This window comes from Chromobacterium sp. FG22 (assembly GCF_057809415.1).
Map to the genome: position 1 here is coordinate 81,731 of NZ_JBMDJX010000008.1, position 25,424 is coordinate 107,154.

Below are 25,424 nucleotides of genomic sequence, written 5' to 3' on the forward strand. Positions count from 1 at the left end.
ATTGCATCCTTCGTCCGCTGATCAGCGGAACACTTCGATGTTGTCGATCAGGCGGGTGCGCCCCAGTCGGGCGGCCGCCAGCACCACCAGGCGTTTTTCGCCGGCGTGCGCCACCGCCAGGGTGTCGGCCTGGCGAATTTCCACGTAATCCACGGTCCAGCCGGCTTGGGCCAGATCGTCGCGCGCGCCCTGCTCCAGCGCCGCGTAATCATTGTCGCCGTCCTGCAGCCGCTGTCGCACCTGCGTCAGATTGCGATACAGGCGCGGCGCCTCGGCGCGCTCTTCCGCGCTCAGATAGCCGTTGCGCGAGGACAGCGCCAGGCCGTCGTCGGCGCGGCCGGTGTCCACCGGCACAATCTCGATCGGCGAGTTCAAATCCTCCACCATCGCGCGGATCACGTGCAGCTGCTGGAAATCCTTCTTGCCGAAACAGGCCAGGTCCGGCTGCACGATGTTGAACAACTTGGTCACCACGGTGGCGACGCCGCGGAAGTGGCCGGGACGGAAGGCGCCGCACAGCTCGTTCTGGATATTCGGCGGCTCCACGTTGAAGTCCTGGCGCACGCGCGGATACAGCTCCTGTTCCTCGGGGAAGAACAAGGCGTCCACGCCGGCGGCGCGCAGCTTGTCGCAATCGGCGTCGAAGGTGCGCGGATAGGCGCCGAAGTCTTCGCCCTGGCCGAACTGCAGCCGATTGACGAAGATGCTGACCGCCACTTTGTCGGCGCGCTCGCGCGCCGCCTTGACCAGGGCCAGATGGCCGGCATGCAGATTGCCCATAGTGGGCACGAAGGCGAGCTTGCCCGCCTGGCGACGCCAGGCGCGCATCTGCGCCACGGTACGAATGATTTCCATTGCTTGATGTCCTGGACCGGGCCGATCAGAAAGTATGTTCCGCCGCCGGGAAGGACTTGTCCTTCACCGCCTGCACATAGGCCTGCACCGCGCCCTGGATGCTGCCCGCCTGGTTCATGAAGTCCTTGACGAAGCGCGCCTTCTTGCCCGGATACACGCCCAGCATGTCGTGCAGCACCAGCACCTGGCCGGACACGTCGACGCCGGCGCCTATGCCTATGGTGGGCACGGAAATCGACTCGGTGATCTCGCGCGCCAGCTCGGCCGGCACGCACTCCATCAGCACCAGGCTGGCGCCGGCCTCGGCGTGCGCCTTGGCGTCGTTGACGATGCGGCGCGCGTCTTCCTCGCTCTTGCCCTGCACCCGATAGCCGCCGAAGGTGTTGACGAACTGCGGCGTCAGGCCGATGTGGGCGCACACCGGCACGCCGCGCTCCACCAGGAAGCGGGTGGTGTCGGCCATATAGGCGCCGCCCTCCAGCTTCACCATGTGCGCGCCGGCCTGGATGATGCGGGCGGCGTGGGCGAACGCCTGCTGCGGACTTTCCTGATAGGCGCCGAACGTCATGTCGCCCAGCACCATCGCCTGCTTGGCGCCCCGCGCCACGCAACGCACGTGATAGAGCATTTCCTCCTCGGCCACCGGCAGCGTGGAGTCTATGCCCTGCACCACCATGCCCAACGAATCCCCCACCAGCAGAATTTCCACGCCGGCCTGTTCCAGCAAGGCGGCGAAGCTGGCGTCGTAACAGGTCAGCATGGCGATCTTCTGCCCTTCCTGCGCCATTTTCTGCAGGGTGTTGACGGTAATTTTCATGCCCGTTCTTCCTCGTTTCAGTCGTCCGTATCGACCGGCGGGACGCCTAGAACCCGCTTACGATCTGCTGCGCCTCAGGAAGGTCGCGCGGCGAGCGCGGCGTCGAAACGCGCGGACGGGGCTGGGCCCTTCCGCCGTCTCGGCCGCAAGGCCGTCACCCGTCCTGGCTCGCATCATCGCAAACCGGCTCTGAGCGCTCGGCGGCTCAGACGCTCTTGTTGAAATAGTTGCGCTGGCCTCGCGCCTCGCTGATGCAGCGGATCAGCAGTTCGAAGTCCTCGTCGCCGTCGACCAGATTCAGATGATCGGTATTGACGATCAGCAACGGCGCGGCCTCGTACTGATGGAAAAACTCGCTATAGGCCTGATGCACGCGCTTCAGATAGCCTTCCGGGAAATTGACTTCGTACTCCGCCGCCCGCGCGGCCACCCGGCTCAGCAGGTTCTCTTCGGAAGCCTGCAGATAAATCACCAGATCCGGCACCGGGTGCTCGGGCATCGCCAGCCCCGCCAGGCGCTTGTACAGCGCCAGCTCGGCCTCGTCCAGATTGATCTTGGCGAACAGCGCGTCTTTTTCGAACAGGAAGTCCGACACCAACGGGCTGGCCAGCAGTTCGCCGTCCAGCATGCTCTTGGCCATCTCGGCGCGTTGCAGCATGAAGGACAGCTGGGTGGATAGGCCGTGGGCCGGCAAGTTGCGGTAGAAGCGCGGCAGGAAGGGGTTGGCGGCGGGATCTTCCGCCAGCAGGCGCACGCCCCAGTATTCCGACAGTCGGCGCGCCAGAGAGGATTTGCCCGCGCCGATCGGCCCTTCGACCACGACATAACGCAATTGACTCATCGCTCGCTTCCTTATTAGCTAGTTGTTTTGAGGCGCTCCACGCCCTGATCGGCCAGCCCTGCGGCCAGTTCGCCGACCGTGCCCAGCGCCGGCAGCGCCAGATCGGGAGCGATCTCCGCCAGCGGGATCATGACGAAGCCGCGCAGATGCATGCGCGGATGCGGCAGGGTCAGGTCTTGGTCGCTCAGGGCGACGCCGCTGTAATACAGCAGATCCAGATCCAGCACCCGCGGCGCGTTGCGGAAGGTGCGCACCCGGCCGAACTCGGCCTCTATCGCCAGCAGCCGGCGCAATAATTCGCGCGGCGCCAGCGCGGTGTCCACTTCCGCCACGGCATTGATGAAGTCCGGCTGATCGGCATAGCCCACCGGCGCGGTGCGGTACAGGGCGGACTGCCGGGTCAGCGCGGTGTCGGGCAAGGCGGCGATCGCGGCCAGCGCGGCGCGGATCTGCGCCGCCGGCTGCTCGAGATTGCTGCCCAGCGCGATGAAGGCCTGCGCCACTTAGGCCTCTCCGCCCGGCTCGTCCGCGGCTTTGCGGCGATTGGCGGGACGGCGGCGGCGGCGTTTCTTGGCCGGGTCCGGCTCGCCGCTGGCTTTGGCGATGTCCAGCAGCTGCTCGCGTTCTTCCTCGTCGGCGCGCTGGAAGTCATTCCACCAGGACACCAGCTTCATGTCCACCTCGCCGGCTTCTCCGCGCAGGGCGAAGAAATCGTAAGCGGCGCGGAAGCGCGGCTGCTCCAGGAAGCGATAAGCGCGCTGACCGCTGCGGCTGTCGAAACGCGACTGCAGCATCCAGATTTCGCGCATGGTCACGCTGAAACGGCGCGGAATGGCGAAATCGTTGTCCTGCTCGGACTCCACATCGGCAATCGCCTGCGCCAGCGCGTACACCGCGCGGTCGCCGGCGTTCAGGCGCTTCTGCCAGCGCTGATGCACCTGCTTCCACAACAGGGTGGCCAGCAGGAAGCCCACCGACACCGGCTTGTCGGCGCGGATGCGCTGATCGGTGCTTTCCAGGCCCAGCTTCAAGAACAGGTCGTCGCCCTTATCGTCCAGCACCGCGTCCAGCAGCGGGAACACGCCGCGCGCCATGCCTTCCTCGCGCAGCTTTTTCAGGCAGCCGTAGGCTTGGCCGGACATCAGCAGCTTGAGCATTTCGTCGAACAGGCGCGCCGGCGGCTCTTTCTTCAGCAGATGGGCGTGGGTGCGGATCGGCTTGCGGGTGGCCTCGTCGATATCGAAGCCCAGCTTGGCCGCCAGGCGCACCGCGCGCAGCATGCGCACCGGGTCTTCCTGATAACGGCGCGCCGGCTGGCCTATCATCACCAGCTTGCGGGCGCGCAAGTCCTTGACGCCGTGGTGATAGTCGATGACGGTTTCGTCGGACGGATCGTAGAACAACGCGTTGACGGTGAAGTCGCGGCGGTGCGCGTCCTCTTCCTGGCTGCCGAAGCTGTTGTCGGCCATGATGCGGCCGGTTTCATTGGTGTCGTCCACCGAACCGCCGCGGAAAGTGGTCACCTCGATGGTTTCCGGTCCCATCATCACGTGGACGATGCGGAAACGCCGGCCGATGATGCGGGAGCGGCGGAACACCCGGTGCACTTCCTCAGGCGTCGCGTTGGTGGCGACGTCGAAATCCTTCGGCGACACGCCCAACATCAAGTCGCGCACGGCTCCGCCCACCACATAGGCGGCGAAACCGGCCTCCTGCAGTCGGGTGGTGACTTTCAGCGCAGCGGAGCTGAGCTGGTCTCGGCGGATGCCGTGTTGCGGCAGAGGAATCACGCGCGCCTTGGTGCGGCGCTTGCCCATGCCGGCGGGCAGGTCCAGTACTTTACGGATAAACTTGCGGATCATTATGAGAAGATAGTCGACTTGGAATGCCAGGATTCGCAAGACTAGTAGGTAGTCAAGCCGGCGATTATATCCCTATTCTTTGCAGAAAATACAATTCGCCGCCATAACCCGCCGCATCGCAGCGCCCATGGCCGCCAATTGCCCCCCATCGGCGATAGGCATACAATCGCTGCCGATTCGCCGACTCCGACAAGACCCCTCCCGTGCGCCCTACTCTCAGCTTTCATCTCCAGACCATTCCCAACGTGCCCGCCATCCGCCAGCTCTACCAGCTGGACGGCGAAATCGGGGAGGCCGACGTCGCCGATTTCGTGTTGCAGCGCTGCCGCGCCCAGAGCGGCACCGACTTCATCCCCTTCCACTTGCACCGCGTCGTCGCCATCGCCGGCGTGCTGCAACAGGATGGGCAAACCCGTCTCGTCCAAGGGCTCGCCGCCGACGCAGGCGACGAGGCCGCGATGCTGGCGGACTGGCTGAGCTTGCTGCGCGACAGCCGGGCGCGGCTGGTCAGCTGGGACGGCGCGCGGCTGGAACTGCCGGTGCTGCGCCACCGCGCGCTGGCGCTGGGCCTGCCGCTGGCGGAACAGCTGCGCGCCGGAGCGGACTGCTCGTCCCAGGTCTCGCTGAGCGAGATTCTGAGCGGCGGCCACGCGGAGCTGGCCACCCCGCAGGGCGAACTGGCCCGGCTGTGCGGCCTGCCCGGCGAGGCTGAGCTCAACGGCCCGCGGCGCTGGGAACTGTACCGCGCCGGCGACGTCGGCGCGCTCGCGGAACACAATGCGCGCCAGGCCGCCAGCTGCCATCTGCTGTGGCTGCGCCAGCAATGGGTGGAGGGCGCGCTGGATTCAGGCGCCCACCAGGCCTGTAGGCAAGGCCTGCGCGCCGCCGTCGTCGCGCAGCCGGAGCCGCACTGGCGCGGCTGGCTGGCCGACTGGCCCGCGGACGCCCCGCAAGGGGATTGACAGCCAAAAGCCAAAGGCATAGGCTGACGTTCATGCGCCGATTTGACACAGCTTGCGGGCGCTTAACAAATGCCAGCTAAAGCGTTAAAACGGTCAACCCGCTTGCGCTCTTAGTCGTAGGCGGGTTTTGTTTTACCCGTACAGGCAGTTAAGCGGACCCGTCGCTTCGGATCGATGCATGAGCCGCGCCCCGTTTCCATTTCGGGCATGCGCGGCTGGCGCCGAGTTAATGACAACTTGCAGGGCGCCCAAAAATCCTGCTAAAGCGTCGCCGGCGATACCCAGGACCGGCGCGCGAACCGCGACCGAACCGACTGGAGAACCGCCATGTACGACTGCCTGCAAGACAGCTATACCGATTTTTCTTTTGCCAATTTCGACGCCGTGGGAAGACCTCGCCCCCTTTGCGGCAGCCTGAGCGCCTCTCCGCTCACGCCGGCCGACGCCCCCGCCCTGCAGCAGCTGGCGGATTTCGCCCGTGAACTGGGCTATGACCTGGACCGCAACGGCGAACAACTGACCGTGCGGGACATTTCCCTGCTGGACGCGCTCAGCATCAACGCCCGCTTCGGCGGCGAGCTGCTGATCAGCTGCGATCTGCGCCGCGACCCGCCCGCGCGCTTCTGATTCCATATCCCGCGCCGCCGGGAGCGCCTTGCGTTCCCGGCGCACGCCATGTCGCCCCATTGTCATGGCGCGACAAAGACAAGCCCGCCCCGCAGCCGGTATAATGGCCAGTTCTCCGTGCCATCCCGCCCTACTCCCATGCTGTTTGAAATCAATCGCGCCCCGCGCGGGGCCGTGCTGCTGGAAGCCCGTCAAATCAGCCGGCTGGCCTTGCCGATGATGATCGCCCAGATCGCCCAGGTGGCCACCGCCTTCGTCGATACGGTGATGGCCGGCCGCGTCAGCACCGACGACCTGGCCGCCGTCTCTCTGGGCGCCAGCGTCTTCATCACCTTCTACGTCACGCTGATGGGCATCGTCACCGCGCTCAATCCCATCCTGGCCCACCAGTTGGGCGCCGGCGAGCACGACAAATTCAAGGACACCGCGCGCCAGGGCCTGTGGTTCGGCCTGCTGATCGGCCTCTTGGGTGCGGCGATGATGATGGCGCTGGAGCCGGCGCTGCGGCTGTGGCTGCACCTGCCGCCGGAAGTGACCGACAAGGTGATGCTCTTCATCACCGGCGCCGCCGTGGGCATGCCGGCGGCGATGACCCACCGCGCGCTGCACGCTTACGCGTCCAGTCTGGGCCGCCCCAAGGCCATCATGGTGGTCAGCCTGCTGGCGCTGGCGCTGAACGTTCCGCTCAACTACATCCTGATCCACGGCCTGTTCGGCCTGCCCAAGCTGGGCGGCGCCGGCTGCGGCTGGGCCACCGGCATCGTGTTCTGGTTCAATTGCCTGGCCCTGCTCGCCTATGTCAGCTGGCACCGCAACTTCCGCCAGTTCCGGCTGCTGGAGCGGCTGCGCGGCCCGGACTGGCGCATGTACCGCGGCTTCCTCAAGCTGGGCGTGCCCATCGGCCTGTCCTTTTTCGTGGAAGTCAGCCTGTTCTCCTTCATCGCGCTGCTGATCGCCGAACTGGGCACCGTGGTGGTGGCCACTCACCAGTCCGTGCTCAATTTTTCCAGCATCATCTACATGCTGCCGCAGAGCGTGGCCACCGCGATGTCGGTTCGCGTCGGCCACCACGTCGGCGCCGGCGACTACCGCGCCGCGCGCTTCAGCTCCGGCGTCGGCCTGCTGCTGGGCCTGAGCATGGCCTTCTGCGCGATGCTGGTGGTGCTGCTGTTCCGCGAGCCCATCATGCGCATGTACACGCCGGACCCGCGCGTGATCGCGATGGGCTCCACCCTGCTGCTGTTCGCCGCCGTCTACCAGCTGACCGACGCCGCCCAGACCATCGCCTCCGGCGCCCTGCGCGGCTACAAGCTGACCACGGTGCCGATGATCATTCACATCCTGTCGTTCTGGTGCGTCGGCCTGGGCCTGGGCATCACCCTGGGCCTGACCGACTGGCTGAGCAAGAAGCCCATGGGCGTGTTCGGCTTCTGGACCGCGCTGGTGATCAGCCTGAGCGTGGCCGCGCTATTCCTGACCCGCTACCTGGCCGGCGAAAGCCGCCGACGCCTGCATCGACAACTTCAAACGGAACCGGCGCCATGAGCCTGAGCTTCAGCCACCATCATCCGCTCAAATCGCTGAACACCTTCGGCATGGACGCGCGCGCGCGCGACTTCTGCCGGCTGGACGCGCTCTCGGAGCTGCCGGCGCTGCTGGACAGCCCGGCCTACCGGGCCGGGCCGGTGCTGTGGCTGGGCGGCGGCAGCAATCTGCTGTTCACCCGCGACTACCCCGGCCTGGTGGTCAAATTGGAATTGCGCGGCGTCCGTCTGCTGGAGGAGAGCGGCGAGGACGTGATCGTCGAGGCCGCCGCCGGCGAAAACTGGCACGATTTCGTGCTCCACACCCTGGAGCAAGGCTGGTACGGCCTGGAAAACCTCAGCCTGATTCCCGGCACCGTCGGCGCCAGCCCGATCCAGAACATCGGCGCCTACGGCGTCGAGGCCAAGGACCACATCCACCAAGTCGTCTGCGCCGATCTAGAGCGCGGCGGCGCCGAACTGACGCTAAGCAAGGCCGACTGCCGCTTCGGCTATCGCGACAGCGTGTTCAAGCACGAGGCCGCCGGCCGCCTGCTGGTCACCGCCGTGCGTTTCCGCCTGTCGCGCGCGCCGCGGCTGCGCACCGGCTACGGCGACATCCAGCAAGAACTGGACGCCACCGGCATTGCCGCGCCCACGCCGCAAGACGTCAGCGACGCGGTGATCCGCATCCGCTCGAGCAAACTGCCCAACCCGGCCGAGCTGGGCAACGCCGGCAGCTTCTTCAAAAATCCGGTACTGCCGGCGGAACAGGCGCAGGCGCTGCTGGCGCGCCATCCGACGCTGCCGCACTACCCGGCCGCCGACGGCAAGGTCAAGCTGGCCGCCGGCTGGCTGATCGATCAGTGCGGGCTGAAAGGCCATCGCGACGGCGACGCCGGCGTGCACGCGCGCCAGGCCCTGGTGCTGGTCAACTACGGCGCCGCCAGCGGCGAGCAGATGCGCGCGCTGGCCGACAAGGTGCGCGCGGAAGTCCGTCAACGCTTCGGCGTGGAACTGGAGCCGGAACCCATCGTTCTCTAAACTGCAGGCGCGAGCCGTTCGCGCCCTAGACAAAAGGCTAAGCAATGCATTCAAGCGTAGATGTGCTGGTATTCGATCTGGGCGGAGTATTGGTGGACTGGAACGGCATCGATCCGCTGGTGCGGCTCTCCCAGGGCAAGCTGGACCCGGAACAGGCCCGGCGCTTCTGGATGGAAACGCCGTGGATCGCCGAACTGGACACCGGCGCCTGCACGCCGGAGGCCTTCAGCGCGGCGATGGCCGAGCACTTGGGACTGGACATCGGCGCGGCGGACATGACCGCGCAACTGGACAGCTGGCTGCGCGGCGCCTACCCCGGCGCGGCGGAGATGCTGGCCCGGCTAGGCGAACGCCACCGCCTGGCCGTGCTCAGCAACAATAATGCGCTGCACTGGGGCAAGATCGAACGCGAATTCGATCTGCTGCACCGCTTCGACCGGCTGTTCGCCTCCCACCTGATCGGCCTGCGCAAGCCGGACGACGCGGTTTACCGCCATGTGCAGGACGAGCTGGGCGCGGCCCCGCAGCGCATCGCCTTTTTCGACGACAATATAGAATGCGTGGACGCCGCCCGCCGCGCCGGCTGGCAGGCCTTCCACACCAAGGGCCTGGACCAGGTGCAGGCCGCGCTGCGCGCCAACGGCTGGCTGGATTAGGCCTAACCGCGCTAGAACACCCCGCCGGCCTTGCAGAAAATCGCCACCACCGTCAGCAGGCCGATCAACCAGGACAGGGAACGCAGCGCCGCCCGGTCGGCCAGATACAGCAAGCCGTGCGCGATCCGCGCCGCGATGAAAACCGCGGCGGCGGCGTCCAGAAACGCCGGCGGCACATGCATCCCCCAAGCCACCAACACCGCCGCGGCGAAAGTCGGGAACGCCTCCCAGGCGTTCTGCTGCGCCCAATTGGCGCGCAGCCGGTAACCGCTGGCCTGGGCCATCGCCTCCCGAGGCTTGTGGTTGTCCACTCGCGAACCGGCCTTGGCCACCCCGGCCCAGATCAAGGGCAGCAAGGCCGCCAGCAAAATGCTCCATAAAGCGAAGGGCATGGTTTCTCCTTTAGCGTGTAAAAGGCCGCCCGCTCACGGCGAGCGGCGCCTGTGTCCCAGATAGCGCCCGTCGTCGAAGGTCGCCACCCATTCCGGCCGGTAAACCACCAGCACCGCCGCCAACAAGCCGGTGGTGAAGGCCTCCGACCACGACAGTAAAAAATAGAACGGCAGCGTCTCCTCCAACAACTGGTCCCAGGGATAGGCGCCGGCCAGGCCCAAGGCCAGCAAACCCGACAAGCCGGCGGCGAACATGCCGGCCCCGCCGGCGAGGAAGCCGTTGACGAAGACATAGACGAACAGATTGCTGGGCAGGACGCGCTGGCTCAAACGCAGCGCCGCGGCCGACAGCGCCACCGGCGGCACAATCATGCTCAGATAGTTCAGGCCCAGCGCCTGCGGATCGGCCTGTCCGCTCACAGCCAATACCAGCAAGGGAAGCGCCAGCGCCAGCAAGGCCAGCCACGGCCCCATCATCAAGGTGAACAGGCCGGCGCCCAGCAAATGGAAGGACAGGCCGGGGGCCACGCCGCCGCGCAGCAGCCACAAGGCCAGCGCCAGCACGCAGGCGCCCATCCAGGCGTTGCAGGCCGGCAAGGGCAGGCCGCGCCAGGCCACCCGCCGCGCCGCCAGCGCCAACAAGGACAAAGCCGCGCCGTTGCTCAGCCAAAGCGCGGCGTCGGGGAAAAACGATGCGGGTAAATCCATGGCCTACCTATCGGCTTATATATCCATTTCGAATGATACCAGAGCGCGCGCACCAATCCGCCGCCATTGGGTACAATGACGTTTTCTTGGAGAGTCCCGCATGCCCGCCTTGCCCGCCCCTCACCTGATCGCCCAACAGGTCGCCGCCGCCCTGGCCGAAGACATCGGCCGTTGCGACTGGACCGCCCTGCTGATTCCCGAACACAGCGCCGGCGCGGCGCGGGTGACGGCGCGCGAAGCGGCCACGCTGTGCGGCCAGGCCTGGTTCGACGAATGCTTCCGCCAGGTCGATCCCCGCTGCCGGGTGGAATGGCTGGCCGCCGAAGGCGAGCAGGTCGCCGCCGGCGCCGTGCTGTGCCAAATCGACGGCCCGGCCCGCGCGCTGCTGACCGCGGAGCGCTCCGCGCTGAACTTCCTGCAAACCCTGTCCGCGGTCGCCAGCGAAACCCGCCGCTACGTAGACGCCGTGGCCGGCACCCGCGCCCGGATACTGGACACCCGCAAAACCATGCCCGGCCTGCGGCTGGCGCAGAAATACGCGGTGACCGCGGGCGGCGGCGACAATCAGCGCGTCGGCTTGTTCGACGGCATCCTGATCAAGGAAAACCACATCATGGCCGCCGGCGGCATCGCCGCCGCGCTGCGGGCCGCGCAACAGCTGGCCCCGGCCGAGGTCAGCCTGCAAATCGAAGTGGAAACGCTGGAGCAACTGGAAGAAGCGCTGCTCCACGGCGCCAAGCTGGCCCTGCTGGACAATATGTCGCTGGAGCAAATGCGCGAAGCGGTGCGGCTGACCGCCGGCCGCGCCCAGCTGGAAGCCTCCGGCGGCGTGGACTTCGACACCGTCCGCGCGATTGCGGAAACCGGGGTCGACCGCATTTCGGTGGGCAAATTGACCAAGGACGTCCGCGCCGTCGACCTTTCCATGCGCTTCACCGCGGCCTGAGGCGCCGTCCGGGCCCGGCGGCGGGCCCCTGTCATACTCCGCCGCCTAGCGCTATAACTGGTTCATAACCCCCAATAACGAGCGTCATGGACTTCAACCTCCGCAAACGGAACAAACGCCCGGCACGCTATGCGATCTGGGGTTCCATCCTCTTCCTGCTCGGCACGCTGGCGCTGGTGGCCCTGGAACTGCTCAACACCTATCACCAGGAAGAGGAAAACGCGCTGCGCCAGGCCAACGGCCTCAGCCAATTGCTGGCGGAACGGCTGGCCGCCGGCATCAGCGAAGCCGGCCTGATCCTGCAAAGCAGCAGCCAGCTGCCGCAGGTCCAGACCCTGCTTCACACCGGCACAAGCGGCGAGGAAGGACAGCAGAAGCTGTATCAGCAGCTGCAGCAGCAACTGCAGCTGGCGCCCTATCTGAGCCGGATCGAAATCATAGACAGCGCCTGCCAGGCCATCTTCACCAGCCGCCAGGCCGCCATCGTGCGCCAGCCCCACAATGAATTCTGCCGCTGGCTGCATCGCAACGAAGACCCGGAAAACAATTACACCGCCGCTCAGCACAATCCCGAACAACACGGCATCGTCCTGGCCAGCAAGCTGCGCGACGAAGGCGGCAACGTCATCGGCATGGCCGCCGGCGTCATCGCCAATAACTTCTTCCAGGACGAGGTCTCGCGCGTCACCGTGGGCGAGCACGGGGAAATCCTGGTGCTGGACCAACGCCAGCTGATGGTGGCGCGCTGGCCCAAGCCCCCCAAGGGACTGGAGCGGCAATTCCGACCGCTGCAGCCGGCCAAGCTGCTCAGCCGCGACGGCAATCAGGCGCAATTCAGCGCGCCGTCCAATATCGACGGCGTCACCCGCCTGTACAGCCAGAGCCAGACCGGCCGCTATCCCTTCCAAGTGGCCGTGGGCCTCGCCCGCAAGGATTTCACCCGCTCGGTGCAGGAGAAGGCGATGCTGGCCCTGCTGGGCTGGCTGTTCATCGCCGGCATGACGCTGCTGGCCCTGCGCAACTATCTGTCCAATCTGCGCCAGCACACCCTGCTGAGCCGCAGCACCGATCTGATCCGGCAAAGCGAGGGAGAGGCGAAGCTGATCCTGGACACCGCGCCGCTGGCGCTGTTGCTGGTCAACCCCAAAACCCGCCGCATCCAGCGGGCCAACGCGCTGGCGCGCGCCATGTTGCAACTGCCGCCGCGCGCGCCGGGCACCAAGGAGGATTCGGACATCCTCAACCTGCCTTTTCGACTACAGCCGCTGGAGCAGTGGCTGGAAGCCGGCCAGGAGATAGAGAATCAGGAAATGGAACTGGAGCTGGAGGACCACAGCCGGCTCTGGGTCATCGTCTCGTTGCGGCCCCTGGGCGAACGCACCCCGCCGTCCACGCTGGTGGCGCTCTACGATATTTCCAGCCGCAAGCAGTTGGAGCAGCAATTGCAGGAAAGCAATCAGCAACTGAGCGAAATGGCGGCCACCGATCCGCTGACCCATTTGTACAACCGGCGCTACGCCGACATGATGCTGAAAGACGAAATCAGCCGCTGCGAGCGTTACGGCCAGTCGATGACCATCGCGGTGTTCGACATCGACCACTTCAAGCAATTCAACGACCGCCACGGCCACCAGGCCGGCGACAATGTGCTGGTGGCGGTGGCCAACGCGCTGACCGACACCACGCGCAACACCGATATCAGCGCGCGGGTGGGCGGCGAGGAATTCCTGGTGATTTTCCCCTGCACGCGTCTGCGCGACGCGCAAAAGGTGATGGAACGGGTCCAGGTGGTGCTGAGCCAGACTCGCTTCCCGCTGGTGGACCAGAGCGTGACCTTCAGCGGCGGGCTGACCGACTGGCGGCCGCACGACACGCCGGAACTGATGCTGGCGCGCGCCGACCGCCTGCTCTACGAAGCCAAGGTCGCCGGCCGCAACATCCTCTTCAACGATCTGGACATGATCTGAACGGCGGCGGCTCCTGCCCGGCCACGCCCAAGGCGTCGGACAGCAGCCACAACATCGCCGCGGTGGCGCCCCAGATGCGGTGGCGCTGCCAATCCAGCGACAGATAGGCCCGCAGCTGGCCGTCGTCGCCCTGATGGCTGTGGCGCTGGTAAGCGCCGGTATCCATCAGCAGCGGCAGCGGCGCCTCGAACACCTCGGCCACCTCGCCCGGCTCCGGGCTGAGTTCGAACGGCGGCAACACCAGACCCACCACCGGCGTCACCACAAAGCCGGTAATCGTCACATAATCCGGCAAGCGACCCAGCAGCCGGACATGGCTTTCCGCCAGCCCGGTCTCCTCCCGCGTTTCGCGCAGCGCGGCGCGCTCGGCCGAACCGTCGTCCCGCTCCAGCTTGCCGCCCGGAAAGCTGACCTGGCCGGCGTGCGCCGGCAGGTTCTCCGCGCGACGGGTCAACATCACCGTCGGCCCCTCGTGCCGCCACACCAGCGGCACCAGCACCGCCGCCGGCCGCAGCCCGCCGTCGGCCGGCCGGAAGCTGAAATCGCCCACCCTGCCGGTAAAGTCATAAGCCGACAGCCGACCGGCAATCCAGTCGGCCGCTTCTCCCGCCTCCATCGACCACATTTTATTGTCCCCTGCCGTCATCCGCTCGCCGGGCCAACGCGCCGGCGATGTTCTTGCTCCATCTTAGGCCAAATCGCGGCCCCGCTGTCGACGCCGCCATCGGTATTAACAAAAAACCCGCGCGCCGGCGCCTGAACGACGCCGGCCGACGCGGGCAAAAAAAATGCCAGGCTGACAGCCTGGCATTCTTGCGAGCATTTCCGCTCAGCGGCGCATCGAGTCGAAGAACTGCTGGTTCGACTTGGTGGCCTTGATCTTGTCCTGCAGGAATTCCATCGCCTCCAGATCGTCCATCGGGTAGAGCAGCTTGCGCAGCACCCAGATGCGCTGCAATTGGTCCTGCGGAATCAGCAGCTCTTCGCGACGGGTGCCGGAACGGTTGATGTTCAGCGCCGGGAAAATGCGCTTCTCGGCCATGCGGCGTTCCAGATGGATTTCGCTGTTGCCGGTGCCCTTGAATTCTTCGTAGATCACATCGTCCATGCGGCTGCCGGTATCGATCAGCGCGGTGGCGATGATGGTCAGGCTGCCGCCCTCTTCCACATTGCGCGCGGCGCCGAAAAAGCGCTTCGGGCGCTGCAGCGCGTTGGCGTCCACGCCGCCTGTCAGCACCTTGCCGGAGGCCGGCACCACGGTGTTGTAGGCGCGCGCCAGACGGGTGATGGAGTCCAGCAGGATCACCACGTCCTTTTTGTGTTCCACCAGGCGCTTGGCCTTCTCGATCACCATCTCGGCCACTTGCACGTGGCGGGTGGCCGGCTCGTCGAAGGTGGAAGACACCACTTCGCCCTTGACCGAACGCTGCATCTCGGTCACTTCCTCCGGACGCTCGTCGATCAGCAACACGATCAGCACCGCTTCCGGATGGTTGGCGGTGATGGCGTGGGCGATGTGCTGCAGCATCACGGTCTTGCCGGACTTCGGCGGCGCCACCAGCAGGCCGCGCTGGCCTTTGCCTATCGGCGAGATCAGGTCGATGATGCGGCCGGTGATGTTCTCTTCGGCGCGGATGTCGCGTTCCAGCTTGAACTGCTCGGTGGGGAACAGCGGCGTCAGGTTCTCGAACAGAATCTTGTGCTTGGAGTTCTCCGGCGCTTCGCCGTTGACCTTGTCCACCTTGACCAGCGCGAAGTAACGCTCGCCGTCTTTCGGGGTGCGGATCTCGCCTTCGATCGAATCGCCGGTATGCAGGTTGAAGCGACGAATCTGCGACGGGCTGACATAGATGTCGTCCGGGCCGGCCAGATAGGAGGTGTCCGGGCTGCGCAGGAAACCGAAACCGTCCGGCAGCACTTCCAGGGTACCTTCACCGAAAATGCTCTCGCCTTTTTTGGCCTGGTTTTTCAGCAAGGCGAAGATCAAGTCCTGCTTGCGCAGTCGGTTGGCCCCGTCGATCTCGTTGGAAATGGCCATTTCAACGAGTTCGGAAACATGAAGATGTTTTAGATCAGATAAGTGCATAGCAGCCGTAGGTCGACTCGGTAACGATTTAGCGGAACGCTGAATTCGGAGGGTGGCGTAAAAATGGAACGGGCAACGCGTCAATCGCTACCCGTTTTGAGATTTTGCTGGAGAATAGACGCTTTACAGTTGGCTGTCAATGAAGGCGGTCAACTGGCTCTTGGCCAGCGCGCCCACCTTGGTGGCGGCAACCTGGCCGTCCTTGAAAATCATCAGCGTCGGGATGCCGCGGATGCCGAATTTCGGCGGCGTCAGCTCGTTCTGGTCGATGTTCAGCTTGACCACTTTCAGGCGGCCTTCGTATTCCTTGGCCACTTCGTCCAGGATGGGAGCGATCATCTTGCACGGACCACACCACTCGGCCCAGTAATCGACCAGCACCGGCAGGTCGGCTTTCAGAACATCGGTATCGAAACTGTCATCGCTTACGTGGTGGATCAGATCGCTCATGGTTTCCTCGCTATTTATATGGTGGCGCAACTACTGCAATTGATGTGTGATGGTAGCAAGCGCGGAGTGCCGGGGCAACCGGAAATCCGGCGTGCGCGGCGCGCTCCGCGCTTCGCTCTTTCCTTATATACCACCGGAAAGCGTCCGACCTGGCCGACAATGCCGCTGCTGAAACGCCCCGGCTTCGGTATAATGCGCAGCTGTTTATTCCGAGAAGGACTCCAAATGGGCTTTCTGCAAGGCAAAAAGATTCTGATTACCGGCATGATCTCCAACCGCTCCATCGCTTACGGCATTGCCCAGGCCTGTCATCGCGAAGGCGCGGAACTGGCGTTCACCTATGTGGTGGACAAACTGGAAGACCGCGTGCGTGAAATGGCCGCGGATTTCGGCTCCAAGCTGGTTTTCCGCTGCGACGTGCAGAACGACGAAGAAATCAATAAATTGTTCGCCGATCTCGGCAAGGAATGGGACGGCCTGGACGGCCTGGTCCACGCCATCGCCTTCGCCCCGCGCGAATCGCTGGAAGGCGACTTCCTGGACGCGTTAAGCCGCGAAGCCTTCCAGACCGCCCACGATGTGTCCGCCTACAGCTTCCCGGCGCTGGCCAAGGCCGCGCGCCCGATGATGCAGGGCCGCAACGCCGCCTTGCTGACCCTGTCCTACCTGGGCGCGGTGCGCGCAATCCCCAACTACAATGTGATGGGCCTGGCCAAGGCCAGCCTGGAAGCCTCGGTGCGCTTCATGGCCGCCAGCCTGGGCAAGGACGGCATCCGCGTCAACGGCATTTCCGCCGGCCCGATCAAGACCCTGGCCGCCGCCGGCATTTCCGGCTTCTCCAAGCTGCTGGCCATGGCCGCCGGACAATCCTGTCTGCGCCGCAACGTCACCACCGAGGAAGTGGGCAATACCGCCGCCTTCCTGCTGTCCAATCTGTCCTCGGGCATCACCGGCGAAATCACTTATGTCGACGCCGGCTTCAGCATCAACTCGCTGAATGTGCCGGACGCCTGATTCGATCGCCTCCAAATGAAAATGGACCCGCCGGGTCCATTTTTTTTGCCCTCGCCGCTGCGCCGCCATCCGCTCCGGGATGATGAAGCCCCAATAAGCGGCACTCACTGCGCCGCGGACTTCAACGGCCTCCAGGACGACGATCCGCCCCGGCAGGCCGCCGGGCGCTTGCGAACCCGGTCAAGCCCGCATCAGTGACGGGACCCCAGATCCCGGTCCTCGGTCGTTCCGCTCAGCATATGCGTCAGTTCGTCGCAGGCGCGCACCATGCCGTCTCGCACGCGGAATTCGGCGATGACCAGCATGCTCACCCGGCCGCCGTCCCGCTTGTCCGCGGCGACGCGATGGCGAGTGAACACACGCTCGCCCTGCTCCGCCCAGCTCAGGATTTCAAGATCGACCCGGCTGCACGTCTGCTTCAGATGGCGCAAATGCTTGATGAAATCGGCGTAATCCAAGCTGCGGCCGTCCGCCTGCTGGCGGTAATCAGGATGGACCAGCTTCGCCAAACGGTTTTCGTCCAGTTCCGGGCGCAGCAATGCGCATTCGAATAATTCGCGCACCACGGCGATAGCGCTGTCTTGCATGGTTTGACTCCTTATAGAGGGGTGGTATCGACGATGGGCGGCGCGGCCGAAGCCCGTCCCGCCACAATGGCCAGTATCCGTCCCGGCGCTGATGGCGCGTTATCGCTACAATGTCATTCAATATCTCAAACAGGCCAAACCATGCTGCTCGCCGCCGCCCGCATCCGTCACGACGACGCCGACCCCGAAGCCTGGCACAGCCATGACAGCGGCCAGCTCAGCTTGCTGCGCCGCGGCGTGCTGAACATCGCCACCGACGGCGGCCGGCTCTGGCTGCCGCCCGGCCACCTGGCCTGGATTCCTCCCGGCGTGCGCCACGCCTCGCACCGCCACGGCCTGATAGACGGCATCAGCCTGCACTTCGCCGCCGCGGCCTGCGCGCGGCTGCCGGCCGACGCGCAAGCCATCTCCTGCGACGCGCTGCCGCCCGCCATCATGCGGCGCGCGCTGGATTTTTCCGCTCCGCCTCTTCCCAGAGAACAGCGGCTGCTGGAGGTCTTGCTGGATGAATTGGAACACTGCCCGCCCTTGCGCCTGAGCCTGCCCTTGCCGCAAGACCGGCGCGCGCGCCGGGTCACCGACGCGCTGACGGAGGCCCCCGAAGACCCGCGCTCGCGCGACGACTGGGCGCAATGGGCCGGCCTCAGCGGACGCAGCCTGAGCCGTCTGTTTCCGGAGCAGACCGGTCTCAGCTTCCAGGCCTGGCGCCGTCGGCTGCGGCTGTTGAAATCGCTGGAATATCTATCGGCCGGCCAGCCCGTCGGCGCCGCCGCCTGGCGCTGCGGCTACGACAGTCCCAGCGCCTTCATCGCCGCCTTCCGACAGACTTTCGGCCGCACGCCGGCCCAATTGCTGGGCCGGCCCTCGGAGCGCTTCAGCGATAGCTATTGTTCTTGAACTGATTGAACAGCCTCACCCGCTCCCTTTGCAGCGCCGGCGGCACCCGTCCCTGGCCGCGCAGCTTGCTCATGCCGGCCGCGTCCGGATAGAGGTTGCGGTCCGCCGTCAGCGCGCCATCCAGCAAAGGCCGCGACGCCGGCAAGGCGTTGGGATAGAACAATTCATTGCTGATTTCCGCCATCACCTCCGGCCGCATCATGAAATCGAGGAAGCGATGCGCGTTGTCCGGATGCGGCGCGTCCTTGGGGATGGCGAAAGTGTCCACCCACAACTCCGCGCCCTTGGGCGACAGCAGGTAGCGGATCTTGCGCGGACTCTTGGCCTCGCCCGCGCGACGCGCGGCGATGTAGGCGTCGCCGGAATAGATCATCGCCGCGCAAAGCTCGCCGTTGACCAGATCATTGATGGGCGTGGAGGTGAACACCCGCACATAGGGCCGGACCGCGCGCAGCAGGCCGGCGACGGCGGGCAGATCCTCCGGCCGGTTCCGGCCAGGGTCCTTGCCCAGGTAGATCAAGGCCTGCACCGCCACCTGGCTGGGGGACATCATCATGGAAACGCCGCAGCCGCGCAGCTTGGACGCGTAAGCCGGGTCGAACAACAAGGCCAGCGCGTCGGCCGGCGGTGGCGCGCCGCCCAGCGCCCGCCTCACCCGGTCTTCGTCGATGGCCACCGAGGTGGTGCCCCACAGATAGGGCAGCGCGTAACGGTTGCCGGGATCGGCCGCGGCCAGCTGCCGCAGCAGCGCCGGGTCCAGTTGGCGGTAATTGGGCAGCTTGCCCTTGTCCAGCGGCCGGAAGGCGCCCGCCGCCAGCTGATTGGCCAGGAAGCTCATCGACGGTCCCACCACATCGTAGCCGCTGCGGCCGGTCAGCAATTTGCCTTGCAGGATTTCATTGCTGTCGTATACGTCGTAACGCACCTTGATGCCGGTCTCGCTCTCGAAACGCCGCAAGGTCTGTTTGCCGATGTAATGACTCCAGTTGTAGACGTTCAGCACCTTCTCTTCGGCCGCCTGCGCCGGAACGGCCAGGCAGCAGACCCAGATCCCCACCCCAATGCGTCGCCACATGAATGCTCTCCCGATATCGCGCGCCGGCCATCAGGCCAGCAAAGCCTCCAGGGCCGCCGCCAGCTTGCCCGCGCCGCGCCGGGCCCAGGCCGGCGCGCTCCCGTCGGCGCACAGTTTCTCTTCCAGCCCGTAAGCGCTGCGCACCAGGTGGTAACCCAGCCACGGAACCGGCTCCGGCGCCCAGCGGCGCACCCGCTCCAAACGCCCTTCCGGCATGACCCAGGGCATGGAAGCCAGATCGCCGTCGCGCTCCAGAATCAATTCCGCCAGCGTGCGCCCCATCAGATTGGCGGCTCCCACGCCCTCGCCGCCGTAGCCGCCGGCCATGGCGATGCCGGCGCGCCGGTCGAACAAGGCGTAGGGCGTGAAAGCGCGCGCCACGCCCAGCGTGCCGCCCCAGCGGTAGGGCGCCGCCGTCACGCCCAAGGCCGGGAACAGCCGACGCAGCAAGCGCTCGCGCCAGGCGAACTCGGCGCCGTTAGGGTCGAAGTCCCACTGCGCGCGGCCGCCCAGCCGGTAACCGCCGCGCGCGCCGAACACCAGGCGACCGTCCGCGCTGCGTTGGCCGTAAGTCACCATCCGGCTCAAATCGCCGAAAGCCTGGCGGCGCCCCAGTCCGATCTCGTCCCACTGCGCCGCCGACAGCGGTTCGGTGGCCAGCAGCAGGCTCTGCACCGGCAGCAGGCAACGGCCCAAACGCGAAAACTGCCCGGCCGCGCCCTCCAGCGCCGGCACGATGACGTCCGCGCTCAAGTCGCAGCCGTCCAGCCCCGCCACTCCGGGAGCCAGCCGGCGCACCGGGCTATGCTCGTGAATGCGCACGCCCAGCCGCGCCGCGGCCCGCGCCAGGCCTTGCGCCAGCCGGGCCGGCTGAACCACCGCGCAATGTGGGGAGAACACCCCGCCGCGCACGTCTCTCGCGCCCAGCTGCGCCCGGGCTTCCTCGCGGTCCAGCCAACGGAAGTCGGCCTCGCCGTGGCCCGCCCGCCGCAGTTCGCGCAGCCAGTTCCGCCCCATCGCTTCCTGCTCCGGATAGCGCGCCGCCGCGTACAGCACTCCGCCATGGGCGAAATCGCATTCGACGCCTTCGCGCGCCAACACCGCGGCCACTTCGTCGACGATGCCGAACAGCCGCCGCCGCGCGCGTTCGCGCCGCTCGCCGTCCAGACTGAGCAAATGGACGTCCTGATTGGCCAACCCGCCTATCAGCCAGCCGCCGTTGCGTCCGGACGCGCCGTAGCCGCAGGTTTCCGCCTCCAACACCGCCACGTCCAGCTCCGGCGCCATGCGCTTGAGGTAGTAAGCCGTCCAAAGGCCGGTGTAGCCGCCGCCGATCACCGCCACGTCGCAGCGGGCCGACTGCGTCAACGGCGGCCAGGACCGCGCCGCGGGACTTTGATCCAGCCACAGACAGGCTTGGGACTCGATCCCCATGAATGCTCCTTGGCGATAGCCCCGAACCTGGGGCGGACCCGAACAGACTAAGCCGGCGCCCGCGCCGCGTCGTGCGCGCGGGACCGCTAGGAATCGGCGGAAAAGTAGCGCTGCGGCGTGGTGCCGGTTTCCAGACGGAAAGCCTTGTAGAACGTGGAGGCGGACTTGAAGCCCACGGCGAAGGCCATGTCCAGCGGAGCGGCCGGCGGCCGCGGCAGCGCCAGCAGATGACGGACGCGTTGCTGATTGAGCCAGGCGTAGAAGCTCAGGCCCAGCGCCTGGTTCAAGACGTGGGAGATCTGATTGCGGGTGTAGCCGGTGGCCTGCGCCACCTGGCCCAGGCTCAGCTCGCAGTCCAGATAGGGCCGCTGTTCGGCGAAATAGGCTTGCAGGTCCGCCAGCAGCCGCGCCAGCCGCTGCGGATTCAAACCGATGCGATCGCCGGTCCGCTCCCCGCTCAAACGCACCGGCGTACAGTACTCATGCACGGAGACGATCAGGCCGTCCCGCACCCGGATCGCCTCGCCGCCTTGAAAACTGGCCAGTTTGCCGCTGGAGGCCAGCCGGATCACATAGCGGTATTGGATGAAGGCGGTGTCGCCGTCGACGCGGATGCGGTCGGTGTGCTGCAAACTCTCCTTGCCGCCGTCCGGCATGCTCTCGGCCAGATAGGCCGGCAAATCGGCGTAAGTCAGCGTCAGATTGCGGTAGAAATCGCAGTATTCGACTTCCGGATGAAACAAGGCCAGCGCCGCCCTCGCGTCGCGCGCGCGCCAACATTCGTGGTAGCGCCGGGCCACCTCCCAGGTGGCCCGGCTCTCGGCATCCCAAGCCGCCCGCGGGCCGGCCGTCGTTTCCGCCATGACTGTCTCTCTCCCGCGCCCTTGGCGGCTGTTATCATATAGCTCGACCATACCCGTCCATTGCGAGGAGAGCCAGCCGATGGAGATACTGATCTTCCCCGAAGCGGAAGTGCCCGCGGAACTGCGCATGCAAGTGCTGGCGCTGCAAAATCTGGCCTGGCCCGGGGAGCCGCCGGCCGGTCCCGAGCCCATCCACGACCCGGCGCTCGCGCCCTTGTCGTTGCTGCTGGTGGAGAACCGCCGGGTGCTGTCGGCGCTGGACATCCTCAGCAAAACGCTGCGCCACGCCGGCGAGGACTTCCAGGCCAGCGGCATCAGCTGCATGGTCACCCAGCCCGAGGACCGCAGCCGCGGCCTGGGCCGGCTGCTGGCCGCCTCCGCGCGCGAAACCATGCAGGCCAACGGCGCCGATCTCGGCATCTTCACTTGCGACCGCCCCCTGCGGCGCTTTTACCAAAGCTGCGGCTGGAGCGAACTGCCGGGCGCCGTCTTGATCGGCGGCACGCCGGCCGCGCCCTTCCCCAGCAGCCAGTTCGACAAGGCGACCATGGCCTGCTTTTTCAGCGACAAGGCCAGGCGGCTGGCGTCGCGTTTCGAAGATTGCGAGATCGCGCTCCATCCGGGGGACATCGACCGGCTGTGGTAAGCGCCCCGCGGCGACATCGCCCCTCGCCGGCAAGCGCTCCCCGCCTTGCCGGCCTCCTGCTCAGCCCCCATTCCAACCATGACAGAAGCTCCCGACCTCATCGAAATCGAATTGTCCGCCCCCTACCGCGTCAAGGGCGAGGCCGCCCGCGGCCAATCCGTCTGGCTGCTGGCCCGGCTCTGGCACGCTCAGCAGTTCGGCGACGGCGCGGTGTCCGCCGCCGCCCTGCGGCTAGGCTTTCCCGGCCAGAACAATATCCGCATGCTGATCTCGCGCGCGTTCGCCGACTTCGCCCGCTGGGGCGTGCAGGCCGGCTGGGGCGCCGCGCGCGGCCGGCCCATCGCCACCCTGCCGCTGAACGGACGCAGCCGCGGTCCGTTCTGGCTGACGGCCGACATGGCCTCACGGCTGCGTTTCCGCGCCGCCGGCGTCGAGGTGGAGCGGGATTGGCTGGAGCACTTCCTCGGTCTTCGACGGGAAAAACCGGAAAGCCCGGCCGGCGATCTGTCCTATCTGATGCGCGACATGCGCTTTTGGCAACAGATGGCGCAGGCCATCCGCGACGAATACGACGGCTTCGGACGCCGCCCCAGCCGCCAGGTAGCGGAATCCTTCCACGTCGCGCGTCAATTCGCCGGAGACGATTTTCAGCAAGCGCTGGCCTTGATGAAAGAAAGCCTGGCCCTGCGCCGCAGCGCTCAACTGGACGGCAGCCGCAGCGCGTTGAAGCGGCTGGACCGAGTGCTGGACGCCGGCAGCGTCCATCACGCCCATCCCACCTTCGCCGCAATGGCCTGCATCGTCAAAGCCTGGGAGCGTTACTCCCAAGGCGACGCCGACGCGGCGCGGACCGCGCTGGAACACCTGCAAACCTCGCCGGAACTGCAGCCGGTTTTCCGCTACAACCCGCGCGTGCGCTTCGAATGCCTGAACCTGCTGGCCCTGCTGCACAAACACGCCGCCACCAGCGGCGCCGGCGCCGCGCGCCAACGGGACGAGGCCGGCGCGGCGCTGCAAGCCTTGAGCGGCGCACTGGAAGCGGCTTACGAGGCGGACTCCATCGACGCCGCCCAACATGTGGCCGCCAATATCGGCTGGTGCTTGTGGCTGTTCTGGCAGCAGGGGCTGGTCGACCCGGAACGCGAGCAGCGCGTGGGCGCGGTGCAGTTGCAGGCGATGCGCTGGCTTGGGCTGTCCGAATGGATTTGCGACCGCTTCGGCTACGGCAGCGGCTCAGCCTGGAATCTGATCTTCATCCTGCGCATCGCCCGCGGTAACTGCCCGCCGCCGCGTTCGCGCAGCCTCTCGGCCTTCCGCGCCCAGCAACCGCTGGCGCTGGAAGACGCCATCGCGGCCTTGCAGCCCTTGCACGCCTCCTTGTCTCCGGCCAAGGGCTTCAGCCGCTGGTCCTCGGCGGCGGTCCTGGCGCTGGACGAGCAACTCACCGGCAACGCCGCCTTCCCTCCTCTGCAACAAGCCAATCTATTGCTGGAAGCCGCTTGGTTCCTGCTGCATGAGCAGGGCGCCGGCCGGGAGGCCGCGGACGCGCTGTCCCGCCTCCAGGCCTTGCTGCCGTCGCTGCGGCGCGGCGAGCGCAGCTTTTTCAACAGCGAGCTGCAACGGCTGCCCATCGAAGCGCCTCTGACCGACATCCGCCCAGAAAAATAGCCGGCAAGGCCGGCGGGGAACGCTAAGCAGCGTTTGGGTCTGTTCAGCGTCTCGCGAGCGAGGGCGAGACAAGGCGAAAACCGCTGAGAAAGCGGAATGCACTCGTGGTGCATGAGCATTTCTAGGCGGTTTTCAACGCCGCATCGCCGACGCGTAGCAGGTCGTAAACAGGTTCTTAGGCCGGGTTCAGCACATGCACGGCCAGGCCGGCCACCGCGCCCTCGGTCGCGGCGACGAAGGCGCGCAGCGGCGGCGCGTCCAGGTGGCGGTCCAAGGCCGCCTTGCTGGTCCACTTCTCTATCACCACCAGGCTGTCCGCGCCATATGGCTGCGGCGAATCCGCGTGGTCCAGCGCCGGGCCGTACTCGATGCAGCCCTCTTCCTCTCGCACCAGGGGCACGATCGCATTCAACTCGCGCAAAATCACGGCGCGCTGGCCCGGCTTGGCGGTAATCACGGCTACTACATGCAACATGGCAATCCTCACAAAAGTCGGCGATACGCCGCCGCGCATCTCCGCGGCGGCCACAGGAATACGGCAGGCGCAGAAACAAATGGTTCGCCGCCGTCTATCGGGCAATAAAAATCGCCCGCCGAATTCGACTCATTGAAGGGGATTGAATTAGAAGGATTTCTAATATTTGGAGGGGAAAATAAAAAAAGCTCTGCAAACGCAGAGCTTTTAAATATTTGATACTTTTGGAATTCTTTGGTCGGGGCGAGAAGATTCGAACTTCCGACCCCCTGCACCCCATGCAGGTGCGCTACCAGGCTGCGCTACGCCCCGACTCGAGAGAAACGTATTCTAAACTGCTTTTTGATTTTTGCCAAGCCCTGAATCAAGCCATTCCAAAATCGCCTCCAACTCGGTCCTGACCTCCTGGGCCGTTGCCGGGCGCACTTCTTGGCCGTCCGCGCCCAGACGCTGGCGGGCGCCGTGGATGGTAAACCCGTCGTCATATAACAGACCGCGAATGCGCCTGACCAATAACACTTCGTGATGTTGGTAATAACGGCGGTTGCCGCGGCGCTTCACCTGGCGCAATTGGGAAAATTCCTGCTCCCAATAGCGCAGCACATGCGGTTTGACGCCGGTGAGCTCGCTCACCTCGCTAATGGTGAAGTAGCGCTTGGACGGTATCGGCGGCAGATCAGCCTTGCTTGTTGGCATGGAATTGCTCGACCATTCCCTTGAGTTTCTGACTAGCGTGGAACGTTACCACACGTCGCGCGGTGATGGGAATCTCTTCCCCGGTCTTGGGGTTGCGACCCGGACGCTGCGGCTTGTCGCGCAATTGGAAATTGCCGAAACCGGACAATTTGACGGAATCGCCGGACTCCAGGGCCTGGCGAATTTCCTCAAAGAACGATTCAACCATGTCCTTGGCTTCACGCTTGTTCAAACCCACTTGATCGAACAGCATGTCGGCCAGCTCAGCCTTGGTCAAAGTCATGTCACCCTCTCACACATCAATATTTCTAATCATTCAAAAGCCCGCCGACT

Annotated in this window: 28 protein-coding genes and 1 tRNA gene; 11 read left to right on the plus strand and 18 right to left on the minus strand. The window is 65.8% G+C overall.

What is annotated here, in order from left to right; genetic code table 11:
* Window positions 1-21: 21 nt before the first annotated feature.
* From panC to pcnB, 5 genes are all read right to left on the minus strand, one after another.
* The gene (panC, locus tag ACODSD_RS10105; protein ID WP_227107637.1) at window positions 22-855 is read right to left on the minus strand and encodes a pantoate--beta-alanine ligase; all 834 of its coding nucleotides are present in this window, start codon (window positions 853-855) and stop codon (window positions 22-24) included.
* Window positions 856-880: 25 nt separating this feature from the next.
* The gene (panB, locus tag ACODSD_RS10110) at window positions 881-1,672 is read right to left on the minus strand and encodes a 3-methyl-2-oxobutanoate hydroxymethyltransferase (protein WP_107800223.1); all 792 of its coding nucleotides are present in this window, start codon (window positions 1,670-1,672) and stop codon (window positions 881-883) included.
* A gap of 205 nt (window positions 1,673-1,877) precedes the next feature.
* The gene (locus ACODSD_RS10115; protein ID WP_081545536.1) at window positions 1,878-2,513 is read right to left on the minus strand and encodes a deoxynucleoside kinase; all 636 of its coding nucleotides are present in this window, start codon (window positions 2,511-2,513) and stop codon (window positions 1,878-1,880) included.
* Between the two features lie 14 nt (window positions 2,514-2,527).
* On the minus strand, window positions 2,528-3,016 hold the full coding sequence (gene folK / locus ACODSD_RS10120; protein ID WP_235089404.1) for a 2-amino-4-hydroxy-6-hydroxymethyldihydropteridine diphosphokinase: 489 nt from the start codon (window positions 3,014-3,016) through the stop codon (window positions 2,528-2,530).
* The gene (pcnB, locus tag ACODSD_RS10125) at window positions 3,017-4,375 is read right to left on the minus strand and encodes a polynucleotide adenylyltransferase PcnB (RefSeq protein ID WP_474456096.1); all 1,359 of its coding nucleotides are present in this window, start codon (window positions 4,373-4,375) and stop codon (window positions 3,017-3,019) included. It lies immediately after the preceding gene.
* A 203-nt stretch (window positions 4,376-4,578) separates the two neighbouring features.
* On the opposite strand from pcnB, the gene ACODSD_RS10130 reads away from it, so the two are divergent.
* The 5 genes from ACODSD_RS10130 to ACODSD_RS10150 all read left to right on the plus strand — a co-directional run bounded on the left by ACODSD_RS10130 (window position 4,579) and on the right by ACODSD_RS10150 (window position 9,187).
* Window positions 4,579-5,337, plus strand: a complete 759-nt coding sequence (locus tag ACODSD_RS10130; protein WP_488877308.1) for a hypothetical protein — start codon at window positions 4,579-4,581, stop codon at window positions 5,335-5,337.
* A 327-nt stretch (window positions 5,338-5,664) separates the two neighbouring features.
* Complete coding sequence (locus tag ACODSD_RS10135; RefSeq protein WP_227107631.1) at window positions 5,665-5,964, plus strand: hypothetical protein; 300 nt, start codon at window positions 5,665-5,667, stop codon at window positions 5,962-5,964.
* A 138-nt stretch (window positions 5,965-6,102) separates the two neighbouring features.
* On the plus strand, window positions 6,103-7,509 hold the full coding sequence (locus tag ACODSD_RS10140; protein ID WP_235089406.1) for an MATE family efflux transporter: 1,407 nt from the start codon (window positions 6,103-6,105) through the stop codon (window positions 7,507-7,509).
* A complete protein-coding gene (gene murB, locus ACODSD_RS10145; protein WP_488877309.1) occupies window positions 7,506-8,531 on the plus strand; it encodes a UDP-N-acetylmuramate dehydrogenase in 1,026 nt (341 codons plus the stop codon). Before ACODSD_RS10140 ends, murB begins: the two co-directional genes overlap by 4 nt.
* Before the next feature lie 44 nt (window positions 8,532-8,575).
* Entirely contained in the window at window positions 8,576-9,187 is a 612-nt protein-coding gene (locus ACODSD_RS10150) for an HAD family hydrolase (RefSeq protein ID WP_107800230.1), read from the plus strand.
* 11 nt (window positions 9,188-9,198) lie between these two features.
* On the opposite strand, the gene ACODSD_RS10155 is transcribed toward ACODSD_RS10150, so the two are convergent.
* Window positions 9,199-9,579: an MAPEG family protein gene (locus tag ACODSD_RS10155; protein WP_107800231.1), complete on the minus strand. Its 381-nt coding sequence runs from the start codon at window positions 9,577-9,579 to the stop codon at window positions 9,199-9,201.
* Window positions 9,580-9,612: 33 nt separating this feature from the next.
* The gene (locus ACODSD_RS10160) at window positions 9,613-10,287 is read right to left on the minus strand and encodes an energy-coupling factor ABC transporter permease (RefSeq protein WP_488877310.1); all 675 of its coding nucleotides are present in this window, start codon (window positions 10,285-10,287) and stop codon (window positions 9,613-9,615) included.
* Window positions 10,288-10,387: 100 nt separating this feature from the next.
* Here ACODSD_RS10160 and nadC point away from each other — a divergent pair, with 100 nt between their 5' ends.
* Complete coding sequence (nadC, locus tag ACODSD_RS10165) at window positions 10,388-11,233, plus strand: carboxylating nicotinate-nucleotide diphosphorylase (RefSeq protein ID WP_235089409.1); 846 nt, start codon at window positions 10,388-10,390, stop codon at window positions 11,231-11,233.
* 86 nt (window positions 11,234-11,319) lie between these two features.
* On the plus strand, window positions 11,320-13,200 hold the full coding sequence (locus ACODSD_RS10170) for a sensor domain-containing diguanylate cyclase (RefSeq protein ID WP_107800234.1): 1,881 nt from the start codon (window positions 11,320-11,322) through the stop codon (window positions 13,198-13,200).
* Here ACODSD_RS10170 and ACODSD_RS10175 read toward each other — a convergent pair.
* From ACODSD_RS10175 to trxA, 3 genes are all read right to left on the minus strand, one after another.
* Window positions 13,178-13,825, minus strand: coding sequence for a CoA pyrophosphatase (locus tag ACODSD_RS10175; protein ID WP_107800235.1), 648 nt, complete (start codon window positions 13,823-13,825; stop codon window positions 13,178-13,180). The genes ACODSD_RS10170 and ACODSD_RS10175 overlap by 23 nt on opposite strands.
* 204 nt (window positions 13,826-14,029) lie before the next feature.
* The gene (gene rho / locus ACODSD_RS10180) at window positions 14,030-15,286 is read right to left on the minus strand and encodes a transcription termination factor Rho (protein ID WP_043591613.1); all 1,257 of its coding nucleotides are present in this window, start codon (window positions 15,284-15,286) and stop codon (window positions 14,030-14,032) included.
* A 123-nt stretch (window positions 15,287-15,409) separates the two neighbouring features.
* Window positions 15,410-15,736, minus strand: coding sequence for a thioredoxin TrxA (gene trxA, locus ACODSD_RS10185; RefSeq protein WP_039755088.1), 327 nt, complete (start codon window positions 15,734-15,736; stop codon window positions 15,410-15,412).
* 225 nt (window positions 15,737-15,961) lie between these two features.
* On the opposite strand from trxA, the gene fabI reads away from it, so the two are divergent.
* A complete protein-coding gene (fabI, locus tag ACODSD_RS10190) occupies window positions 15,962-16,750 on the plus strand; it encodes an enoyl-ACP reductase FabI (protein WP_488877311.1) in 789 nt (262 codons plus the stop codon).
* Window positions 16,751-16,941: 191 nt separating this feature from the next.
* On the opposite strand, the gene ACODSD_RS10195 is transcribed toward fabI, so the two are convergent.
* Window positions 16,942-17,337, minus strand: a complete 396-nt coding sequence (locus tag ACODSD_RS10195) for a nuclear transport factor 2 family protein (RefSeq protein ID WP_107800236.1) — start codon at window positions 17,335-17,337, stop codon at window positions 16,942-16,944.
* A gap of 141 nt (window positions 17,338-17,478) precedes the next feature.
* Here ACODSD_RS10195 and ACODSD_RS10200 point away from each other — a divergent pair, with 141 nt between their 5' ends.
* Complete coding sequence (locus tag ACODSD_RS10200) at window positions 17,479-18,234, plus strand: AraC family transcriptional regulator (protein ID WP_488877312.1); 756 nt, start codon at window positions 17,479-17,481, stop codon at window positions 18,232-18,234.
* Here ACODSD_RS10200 and ACODSD_RS10205 read toward each other — a convergent pair.
* From ACODSD_RS10205 to ACODSD_RS10215, 3 genes are all read right to left on the minus strand, one after another.
* On the minus strand, window positions 18,212-19,309 hold the full coding sequence (locus ACODSD_RS10205; RefSeq protein WP_227107621.1) for a polyamine ABC transporter substrate-binding protein: 1,098 nt from the start codon (window positions 19,307-19,309) through the stop codon (window positions 18,212-18,214). The genes ACODSD_RS10200 and ACODSD_RS10205 overlap by 23 nt on opposite strands.
* Before the next feature lie 30 nt (window positions 19,310-19,339).
* On the minus strand, window positions 19,340-20,743 hold the full coding sequence (locus tag ACODSD_RS10210; RefSeq protein ID WP_488877313.1) for an NAD(P)/FAD-dependent oxidoreductase: 1,404 nt from the start codon (window positions 20,741-20,743) through the stop codon (window positions 19,340-19,342).
* An 86-nt stretch (window positions 20,744-20,829) separates the two neighbouring features.
* Window positions 20,830-21,606: a helix-turn-helix domain-containing protein gene (locus ACODSD_RS10215; RefSeq protein WP_107800240.1), complete on the minus strand. Its 777-nt coding sequence runs from the start codon at window positions 21,604-21,606 to the stop codon at window positions 20,830-20,832.
* Between the two features lie 79 nt (window positions 21,607-21,685).
* Here ACODSD_RS10215 and ACODSD_RS10220 point away from each other — a divergent pair, with 79 nt between their 5' ends.
* Window positions 21,686-22,252 carry a GNAT family N-acetyltransferase gene (locus ACODSD_RS10220; RefSeq protein ID WP_107800241.1) on the plus strand — a complete coding sequence of 189 codons (567 nt, stop codon included), beginning with the start codon at window positions 21,686-21,688 and terminating at the stop codon, window positions 22,250-22,252.
* Window positions 22,253-22,330: 78 nt separating this feature from the next.
* Complete coding sequence (locus tag ACODSD_RS10225) at window positions 22,331-23,920, plus strand: hypothetical protein (RefSeq protein WP_488877314.1); 1,590 nt, start codon at window positions 22,331-22,333, stop codon at window positions 23,918-23,920.
* Window positions 23,921-24,095: 175 nt separating this feature from the next.
* Here ACODSD_RS10225 and ACODSD_RS10230 read toward each other — a convergent pair whose 3' ends face one another.
* The 4 genes from ACODSD_RS10230 to ACODSD_RS10245 all read right to left on the minus strand — a co-directional run bounded on the left by ACODSD_RS10230 (window position 24,096) and on the right by ACODSD_RS10245 (window position 25,374).
* Window positions 24,096-24,395 (minus strand): putative quinol monooxygenase, encoded by a 300-nt coding sequence (locus tag ACODSD_RS10230; RefSeq protein WP_227107613.1) that lies wholly within the window; start codon window positions 24,393-24,395, stop codon window positions 24,096-24,098.
* Between the two features lie 235 nt (window positions 24,396-24,630).
* Window positions 24,631-24,707: transfer RNA gene (locus ACODSD_RS10235), tRNA-Pro, on the minus strand.
* Between the two features lie 18 nt (window positions 24,708-24,725).
* Window positions 24,726-25,091, minus strand: coding sequence for a MerR family transcriptional regulator (locus tag ACODSD_RS10240; protein WP_107800244.1), 366 nt, complete (start codon window positions 25,089-25,091; stop codon window positions 24,726-24,728).
* Window positions 25,072-25,374 carry an integration host factor subunit alpha gene (locus ACODSD_RS10245; protein WP_019103243.1) on the minus strand — a complete coding sequence of 101 codons (303 nt, stop codon included), beginning with the start codon at window positions 25,372-25,374 and terminating at the stop codon, window positions 25,072-25,074. The genes ACODSD_RS10240 and ACODSD_RS10245 overlap by 20 nt, the downstream gene beginning before the upstream one ends.
* Between the last annotated feature and the right edge of the window lie 50 nt (window positions 25,375-25,424).